General features: G+C 52.8%; 5 protein-coding genes and 4 pseudogenes. 5 read left to right on the top strand and 4 right to left on the bottom strand.

Features of this window, described 5'->3' with window-relative positions:
* Positions 1 to 86: 86 nt before the first annotated feature.
* From J7E41_RS10085 to J7E41_RS10075, 3 pseudogenes are all read left to right on the top strand, one after another.
* Positions 87 to 215, top strand: a pseudogene (locus J7E41_RS10085) (transposase); the annotation flags it as partial.
* A 69-nt stretch (positions 216 to 284) separates the two neighbouring features.
* Positions 285 to 727, top strand: a pseudogene (locus J7E41_RS10080) (hypothetical protein); the annotation flags it as partial.
* Positions 716 to 1,682: pseudogene (locus tag J7E41_RS10075) on the top strand (hypothetical protein). The pseudogenes J7E41_RS10080 and J7E41_RS10075, both read left to right, overlap by 12 nt.
* Positions 1,683 to 2,463: 781 nt before the next feature.
* Here the strand turns inward: J7E41_RS10075 and J7E41_RS10070 are convergent.
* The 4 genes and pseudogenes from J7E41_RS10070 to J7E41_RS10055 form a co-directional block, all read right to left on the bottom strand.
* Entirely contained in the window at positions 2,464 to 2,646 is a 183-nt protein-coding gene (locus J7E41_RS10070; protein WP_214992290.1) for a hypothetical protein, read from the bottom strand.
* A 1,102-nt stretch (positions 2,647 to 3,748) separates the two neighbouring features.
* Positions 3,749 to 4,081, bottom strand: a complete 333-nt coding sequence (locus tag J7E41_RS10065) for a type II toxin-antitoxin system HicB family antitoxin (protein WP_214992287.1) — start codon at positions 4,079 to 4,081, stop codon at positions 3,749 to 3,751.
* Positions 4,078 to 4,332 carry a type II toxin-antitoxin system HicA family toxin gene (locus J7E41_RS10060; protein ID WP_214992292.1) on the bottom strand — a complete coding sequence of 85 codons (255 nt, stop codon included), beginning with the start codon at positions 4,330 to 4,332 and terminating at the stop codon, positions 4,078 to 4,080. Before J7E41_RS10060 ends, J7E41_RS10065 begins: the two co-directional genes overlap by 4 nt.
* Positions 4,333 to 4,533: 201 nt before the next feature.
* Positions 4,534 to 4,740: pseudogene (locus J7E41_RS10055) on the bottom strand (hypothetical protein); the annotation flags it as partial.
* 1,178 nt (positions 4,741 to 5,918) lie between these two features.
* Between J7E41_RS10055 and J7E41_RS10050 the strand changes: the two are divergent.
* Together J7E41_RS10050 and J7E41_RS10045 are read left to right on the top strand one after the other, a co-directional pair.
* A complete protein-coding gene (locus tag J7E41_RS10050; RefSeq protein ID WP_214992286.1) occupies positions 5,919 to 6,704 on the top strand; it encodes a DUF5131 family protein in 786 nt (261 codons plus the stop codon).
* 28 nt (positions 6,705 to 6,732) lie between these two features.
* The gene (locus J7E41_RS10045) at positions 6,733 to 7,959 is read left to right on the top strand and encodes a three-Cys-motif partner protein TcmP (RefSeq protein ID WP_214992284.1); all 1,227 of its coding nucleotides are present in this window, start codon (positions 6,733 to 6,735) and stop codon (positions 7,957 to 7,959) included.
* The last annotated feature ends 65 nt before the right edge of the window (positions 7,960 to 8,024 follow it).

Raw genomic sequence — 8,024 nt, 5'->3', positions numbered from 1 at the left:
TGGCATCAAAAGTGAGTCGATTTGTAGTGGTCTTATGAAACCGGACACCCGTTTAGGCGAGAATGCTCGCCAGATCGAGGTGTCTGATGACCAAACAACGCCGTTCCTTTTCTGTTCAATTCAAACGCGAGGCTGCCGACCTCGTGTTCAAGCAAAACTACAGCTACATCGAAGCTAGCCGTTCACTCGGGGTTGTCGAGTCCGCGTTGCGTCGGCGATCAACCAGTCATGGCTGATATTGTCGAAACAGCCTTCAATGTCGCCCTCTAATACCCACTCCGCATTGCCGTGAGGTCGCGGCCATCCTGACTCAGCCGCTGCCCATGGGCCTGCGTCACGTCAACCTGAGTGAGGTGCTGCTCGAGATCAGCAAGAACACAGGGTTACGCTTTCGGGTACCTGATGCGCCGTATGCCAAGACAGGACCCCGTATTTCAACTCACTGGCCGCTGGCATTCAGGCCATGGACAGCCTGGCCCAGGTGTTCAGCATCCCGGACTTCGTCTGGCACCAGCAGGGTGACGGCGAAGTCTACGTCGGCAGTTGGGCCGACAGCTTCTGGGGCAACAAACCACCGCTGCAGTTGCCGATCGAACTGCTGAACAACTACCAGGGCAAACGCAGTGCCACCGAGGCGACCCTCCCCGGGTTGCGCCCAGGTGCGACCATTAACCAAGGCGAACGCATCACCAGCGTGACGCTCGCCAGCACAGAGATGGCCATCCAAACCCGCATCGTTGAACGTCGTTTTCCGGAGCTTACGGGTAATTACCACCTACCACGTTTTGCCCGCGTGCTGGCTGTCGCCGATCCGCCGGCGGACAGCGGGCTATGCGACGACTTCAGGCCGCGTTATGCGGTAGATCTGGAAGTGCTGGGGCCGGATGGGGAAACCGATCCCAACTTGCCGAACTTGCTCGGGGTGGCCTTGCCCGTGCCCAGCGGTGGCGAGGAGGCGGGATTTTTTGGCTTTCCAGAGGAAGGCACCACGGTGGTGATCAGCTTGCCTATGGCCTGCCAAACAAGCCGCTTATCCTCCAGATCCTGCCCCATGGCCTGAGCCTGCCCAAGGTCCCGAAGGGCGACCAGTTGTGGCAGCACAGCGAAGCCGTCCAGCAGCGTGCTGACGCCGAAGGCAACCGGACCCGGCAGACCGACGCCAAGATTACCGACCGAGCCAGTGAGCGCTATATGGAGGCCCTGGAAAACGCTGAGCAGTACCAGACCACCACCGTCACCACCGACGACCACAGCACCGAGTCGGTCGGGGGCATCAAGACCATCAAAGCCCTGGGCGCGCTGAAGTTGTTATCGGACGGATCCGACAGCCTGGCGTCGGTAGATGAATGCACCTGGCCACAGCGCGCGACCTGAACCTGGTGGTGGGGCAGACGCACAACGCCACCGTGGGTGGTGATATGCAGGAACGAATTCAGGGACTGCGCAAGAGCGTAGCGGCGGTCAGCCAGCACCTGACTGCGCCAAAGACCTGGATCGGCTCCGAAGGGGTCAACGTGCTGCAGATGCTGTGCGATGTCATCGATCTCGTGAAGCAGATGAACACGCAGATTGCCGGGCATAAGCATGGACCGACGCCACCACCGGATAACGCCAGTGAGTTCACTGCCGGCGCAGTGACGGCCACGACTCTGGCCGAGAAACTAAAGACGATTACGGAATAACAAAAGCCCGCCGAGCGGCGGGCTTTTGTTTCTTCGGTACTTACCTGTTGTCGTGCGACCAAGGCATGACCAGGGGGCGTTAGGTCTTGCCTTGAGCAAGGCTCGGACCACAAATGCTAGCTTCTCGTTCAAACAGCGCTTACTTTAAAGCAGCATAGTCGCCAGACAAAAAAATAACACACTGCCACTAACGATAAGCGGTGTTTTTTCCTTGACGGCATGGTCGCCATGCTGAAACGATTCATTGAGAGTTTAAAGGTACCTCAAACAACCTAACCACTCCCCCAAAATACCAATTTTAAACAGTAACAGTATAAAAAATAAGCCCCAAGCACCCTCCTTGGAGCTTACCAAACTGTCTATTACAGATTATGGGGTTGGTAGGTTGAGGCAAATAGCCCGGCAACTTACGTCAGTGAAAATACAAGCATCGAGGCAAATCGAAAAGTCTGCAAATGCATTTATGGACATCAACGAAAGCCAGCTTAGGGTGCACACCAAAATGAGTTTTTTCATATTTTATCCTTTTACAAAGCCTAAAAGCAAAAAACACACTTAACGCAAGTTAAAAATCAAGCTTGCGACAAGCTTATCCCACACCAGTCGCTGACAACATCAAGAGACAGTGTTTTATTTAATTCATTGATCAACTATCAATGAATTCATCTAGCTGCACTTATTCAATTTATGCCTACGCCTGCTGATCCGAACGGTTGATTCGCTCATCCATTTAAAATTTTTCGCACCGCATCTTTGACGCCTTTAGATAAACAAATTAACTTCACGAACTGCTAGTGCCAATGAGCCCATCTACATAGGTTGCCAGCACCAAAAAAACATAGTTTGGAACACTTCCTATTATCGATAAGAGACCATCTACAAAACCATCTGCATGCACAGGCAAACTACCAACGGTCAGAGCATCACAAGTCAGGAATGTTGCATGTGACTTTTCCAGGCTCATGGTCAAGTCCTTTATTGTCCATAGGTGTAGCGCCAATTACGTTCGCTGAGATTGAATATAGTCCGTCCTTTTATGGATGCATAACCGCTCGTCGTACAGTGTGTTGCGTGAAAGTAAGGGTGAGACCCGCATCACAAAAGTGATGCAGGGAGGCAGATAGAACTCGAACATGGGTAGACGATCGAGACACAGGGCGTTCTGAGGCGCCTGTCGGGGATCGGCCAGCCTGACAGTGGTGGACCACGGGGCTCGACCTGAACCTGTTGATGGGGTAGCACAACGCCACAGTGTTGGGGGGGGTATGCAGGAACGATTCAGGGACTGCGTAAGAGCATAGCGGCGGTCAGTAAGCGCCTGATCGCGTCGAAGACCTGGATCAGGTCTGAAGGGCTCAACGTGCTGCAGGTGCTGTGCGCTGTAATCGATCTGACGGAGCAGATGAACACGAAGATTGCCTGGTGTAAGCATGGACCGACGCCCCACCGGATAACGAGAAGAGTTCACTGCTGGCGCAGTCACGGTCGCGACTCTGGCTGCGAAGCTAAAGCCGATTAATGGATAGCAAAGCCCGCCCAATGGAGGGCTATCCTTTGCTTAACTCAACCGCTCAACCGCTCAACCGCTTTGCGACAAACTTGGTCAGCCACCTTGCGCCGGGAAAAGCCACGCTGCAAATAAAGTCCGCCATGAAACGCACTCCCCCCCCTCCGACGGGGTCTGCGTCGAAATTTTGCGAAAAGATTTGTGTGATGAAAACAGCCCTCCGGCCCAGGCTGGCTGCGGGGCCTGGCGGGTTGGGGCGTTTTTCATTTTGTGAAAGGCTTTTCAGTTTTTGGAAATGATTTGTCACTCTCGGCCCTTGCCGAGGCATTGACCCCGAGAATGAGAGAGGCCCGGTCTAGAGCGGTCAAAAATTGGAAAACGCGGGGTTGGGTGTGTTTTCCAAAATTGAGCAAGTCTTCAGCGCTATCTGGAAAGAGCGAGACCGTGATTGGCGTTGAGGGCACTCAAGCCCTTACGTGGCAAGGGCTTGAGACAATATGTGGGGAGACGCGCCGTTTCAATTTTCTTCATCGAGAAGTTCATGCGAAAGCGGGCACGGTCAAACGTGGGCCTCACGATCGAGAACGTCGGACACCCACTGATTGATGCTTTTGTGAGCCAGCTGGGCTTTGACAGCGACAGTGGCGTGCAGTGTCGGTTCTAAGCGCAGGCTAAGTTTCCCTGAGTAGGGTTTCTGTGGGGGGCGACCGAGTTTGGCGCAAGTGTCCAGGTAATCGACGACAGCCTCTTCAAATGCAGCACGAAGCTCCTGTACCGACTCGCCATGAAATCCAACGACATCGGTAATGCCTGCAATGTGGCCGACAAACAGATTGTCTTCTTCGCTGTACTCAATCCGGGCGGCATAGCCCTGGTAATTCATCACGTTCATGGGGTGACTCCTGCTTGTTCAAGGAAAGCCCGCGCATCACGAACTTGGTAGGGCTTGGCTTCTTTATCTGGGTGTGGTCGATGGAAGGTACCGACCACACCGTTCAGCTCAAAACGTACCTGCGACCCATTGCCTTCAATGGTCTTGGCGCCGGCTGCCCCGAACAACGATTCAATACGAGCCCATTCCAGCGTGGCTGGAGTGGGCCTTGAGAAGATGGCTTTGAGGGTGCTGAGCTGTTTGTTATTAATGGTATTATGATACGATACCATTCAACGATAAGCAATCACGTCTCGATCCGCACCGTCGATTCGAGAAGGCTCACCCTCCCCCATACAAAAGTGTCCAAATAGTGTCCATTTCATATAGGGTTATTGGGGAAATAGAAGGCTAAATAGATGCATTAGCCCTAATAAAACGGCTAAAGCCCAAAGAATACGGCCACTTATTCAGGGGTAATTTCTCCCGTCGAACTGCAAGCCCGCAAGACCTTGAGTGGCCAGCGCTTGGGGCACACCAATGACCTCGGCCATGCGCTCAACCGCGGGCCTAAGAATCCCCCCCAATGCCTGCACCGGATAAGGCTCAGCCACGGGATTCGACTCAATCAGCAGTCGAGGTAATCGTGGTAGTTCAAGCTTCGGATCTAGTTGCTGCATGGGCCCTCTCCTCGTTCATTGCTGGTTGTCCTCACGTAGGCCCGCCACGTTATCACGGATCAAGGCCCCTGCGGCCTGTGAGGTGTTCACTGACGCGGAACGAACGGCTCCTTACAACCGGGAGCGAGGGCATGAACCCATGAATCTGGCCTTTATTAGACGCATCCGAAGATGCGGGCGGGTGGAGGCTGCGCCGACTGACGAGTTCGGCACCTGGAGGTCCTGGGTGGGAAAAAGCAAAGACCTGGGCACCTGGGGCATGCCTGACTGTCAGTCAGGTACAGCCCTTCCGTAGGCTGCGGCACCGGTACCTGTGTCGTTGCGGATGGCGACAAATCGGATTTGTCAGGCCGATTGTCACGAGGAGAGTTGCGGCAATGCCATGTACGACGTGGCGTGCAGCAGTGGTACGAGCGCCCGTCTCTTTCCAGAAGAAAGAGACGGGCGAGTTCTGGCGCAGCGATGTATGCCGATGGGTGAGGTTGCTGCAGCGCAGCGAGGTAGGTCCATTGTCTGCCGCAGTGGGCAGATTGGTCGAGTAGGCATCCATCACTCTTGGAGAGTGACCGTGCGAGCCGCCGGACGCTAATCGCACTTGGGGAAGAACCACCACGCGAGTGGCGTAGCCTTAAAGGTTCTGGCTACCTGGGCTGGTGCTGTCAACGACAGCGGTCCATGCGCCAATTTTTATACCCACGCGAAAAAGCGGTCAAGGGTCACGGCCAATGTGCTCAAAAAGTGGCGACTGTCGCCACTTTTGTCGCCATGCTCCAGGCCACGTTCTACGTGGGTTGTCGCCGGTGTCGCCGGTGTCGCCACACCTACATTCATACCCCACGAAAAGATCTGCTCTGACACTGAGGCCATGTTGTACCGATAGAGATCATGAGCCAATGACTGACGGGGAAGGAAGGTGTAGCGGCAATCAGATATGAAATGAGAGGGTGGGACGCGGTGGCTGCGAGAAAAAGCGAGTGAGCCCTCCGATCGGCGCGATCAAAGATCGTCTGATCGGAGGGTTTGGCGGGAAAAGCAAAGCCTCAAATGTCAACCAAGCGCGCCAGCTTAGCCGCAAGACTGCCCTTACAGGCAGGAATTCATTATGATGGACACCGAACTCTGCTCACTCGGAGACAAATGCGCCAGCCAGGAACGCAAACGAGGAGCTAGGAAGGGATATGGCAGAGACACAGATCGAGTGGACGGACTCTACTTGGAATCCAGTAGCTGGCTGCTCCATCATTAGCGCCGGGTGCAAAAACTGCTATGCCATGGAGATGGCACGTCGCCTCGAAGCCATGGGCACTCCAAAGTACGTGGGGCTGACCCGCAAGAAGAATAAGCGCATCGTCTGGAACGGCTCAATTGTCGAAGATCGCGACGCTTTGGCCATCCCGTATCGATGGAAGAAGCCGAGAAAAGTGTTCGTGAACTCCATGAGCGATCTTTTCCATGAGAAGGTCAGTGACGAGTTCATCGTTGCAGTCTGGAAGGTGATGCGGGAGACGCCACATCACAACTACCAGATTTTGACCAAGCGTCCTCAGCGCATGAGACAGATCCTCAACGAAGTCATCGCTGAGGTACTTCCGAACGTATGGTTGGGCACCTCCGTTGAAGATGCTGACGCTGCTAAGCGAGTCCTACATTTGAAAGAAACTCCGGCCCAGATTCGGTTCATTTCCTTCGAGCCCCTCATTGGCCCTGTCGGCAGTATCGATCTTTCGGAAATCGACTGGGCAATAGTCGGCGGTGAAAGCGGAAACAAAGCGCGTCCAATCGAAGAGAGTTGGATCGATGAGATTTATACTCAGTGCCTAGAAAGCGGGACAGCATTTTTCTTTAAACAGTGGGGAACATGGGGTAAAGACAATGTTCGCCGCTCAAAAAAAGCCAACGGTAGAGAATATCGTGGCAAGACTTGGGATGAAATGCCTATTAAATTGGTAGGCATGGCCCAATAGATCGACCGTCGCCTGACAAGGAAAAGCCATGGCTGAGAAGAAGTACGCTTGGGAAGAAGGCGCAACCCTAGCTGAGCACTCAAGGAAGAAGCATCAGATTCTTCGCGAATATTTTTATAACTATGTGAAAATTCGTTGTACATCACCACTTGTCAGGAAATTTCGTTTGGCGGTGGTCGATGGATTCAGTGGCGCGGGTCGCTACAATTGTGGCGCCGCTGGCTCTCCTATTATTTTTGTAGAGGAACTGAACCGGGCAATAACTGACATCAATCTACGTCGGGCAATGAACAATATGCCGCTGGTTGATATCGAATGCAGCCTTATCCTAAACGACGCAGACAAAAACGTTATCGAACTGTTGAAGGTCAACCTGGCCCCGGCACTCACACATACCAAGCTCAACAACAATCACCTAAAAATAAACACACACTACTTTAGCAACTTCTTCGAAGAAGCCTACCCAACAATAAAGTCTCTAATTCGCTCCGAACGGCATAAAAGCACAATTTTCAATCTTGACCAATGTGGTCATAGCCATGTTCGGACTGAGACCCTGATTGACATGATGGGCCTAAATGAGTCCGTTGAGGTATTCTATACGTTCGTCATCACTGCCTTGCTGGCGTTCTTGGAGCAAAATAATCCGAAAGCTCTGGCAGCACAGCTGTCTTATCTGCAACTTACCGAGCAAGATTTTGAGGCCCTGGTCAAGCAAGCCTCGAAGCGAGAATGGCTCGGAATTGCTGAACGGATAGTTTTCGACACCTTTCAGAAATGTGCAAAATTTGTCAGCCCTTTTTCGATAAACAATCCGGATGGCTGGCGATATTGGTTAATACATCTTGCCAACTCCCATAGGGCCAGACAGGTATACAACGACATCCTGCACCAGAATAGCGAGACACAGGCACACTATGGTAGGTCGGGACTTAATATGTTAGCCCATGACCCGAATGAAAATAAGACGCTCTACCTCTTTGATGCATCGGCTAGAGACCAAGCAAAAGATGAGCTTCATGAGGATATCCCGCGCTTCATTTGCGATTCTGGCCAGCCGCTTTCTGTAAAAAGCTTCTATGAGATGATCTACAACCACACCCCGGCTCATAGTGATGACATCAATTCCGCGATAATCGGAAGCAATGAATTACTGGTAAAAACCTCCACTGGCGGCACTAGGCGAAAATCAAGCCAAATCAACACTATGGATTATATTGAATTCAAAAAGCAGAGAAGCTTCATGTTTAAGTAGTTAGCAAGTCAAGGCGTGTCGCTGTGAGACTAATGTCACACGTATCTAGTGTCCTGAGTTAAAAG

The organism is Pseudomonas fluorescens (assembly GCF_018614655.1).
In the GTDB taxonomy this organism is placed as follows: Bacteria; Pseudomonadota; Gammaproteobacteria; order Pseudomonadales; family Pseudomonadaceae; genus Aquipseudomonas; species Aquipseudomonas fluorescens_BX.
Note: the sequence above shows the minus strand (reverse complement) of the source record. Positions and strands in the feature narration are given on the sequence as shown.

Excerpts from the sequence above, each read along its gene's own strand:
- J7E41_RS10045 (WP_214992284.1), top strand. The coding sequence starts at position 6,733 with ATGGCTGAGAAGAAGTACGCTTGGGAAGAAGGCGCAACCCTAGCTGAG.
- J7E41_RS10050 (WP_214992286.1), top strand. The coding sequence starts at position 5,919 with ATGGCAGAGACACAGATCGAGTGGACGGACTCTACTTGGAATCCAGTA.
- J7E41_RS10065 (WP_214992287.1), bottom strand. The coding sequence starts at position 4,081 with ATGAACGTGATGAATTACCAGGGCTATGCCGCCCGGATTGAGTACAGC.
- J7E41_RS10070 (WP_214992290.1), bottom strand. The coding sequence starts at position 2,646 with ATGAGCCTGGAAAAGTCACATGCAACATTCCTGACTTGTGATGCTCTG.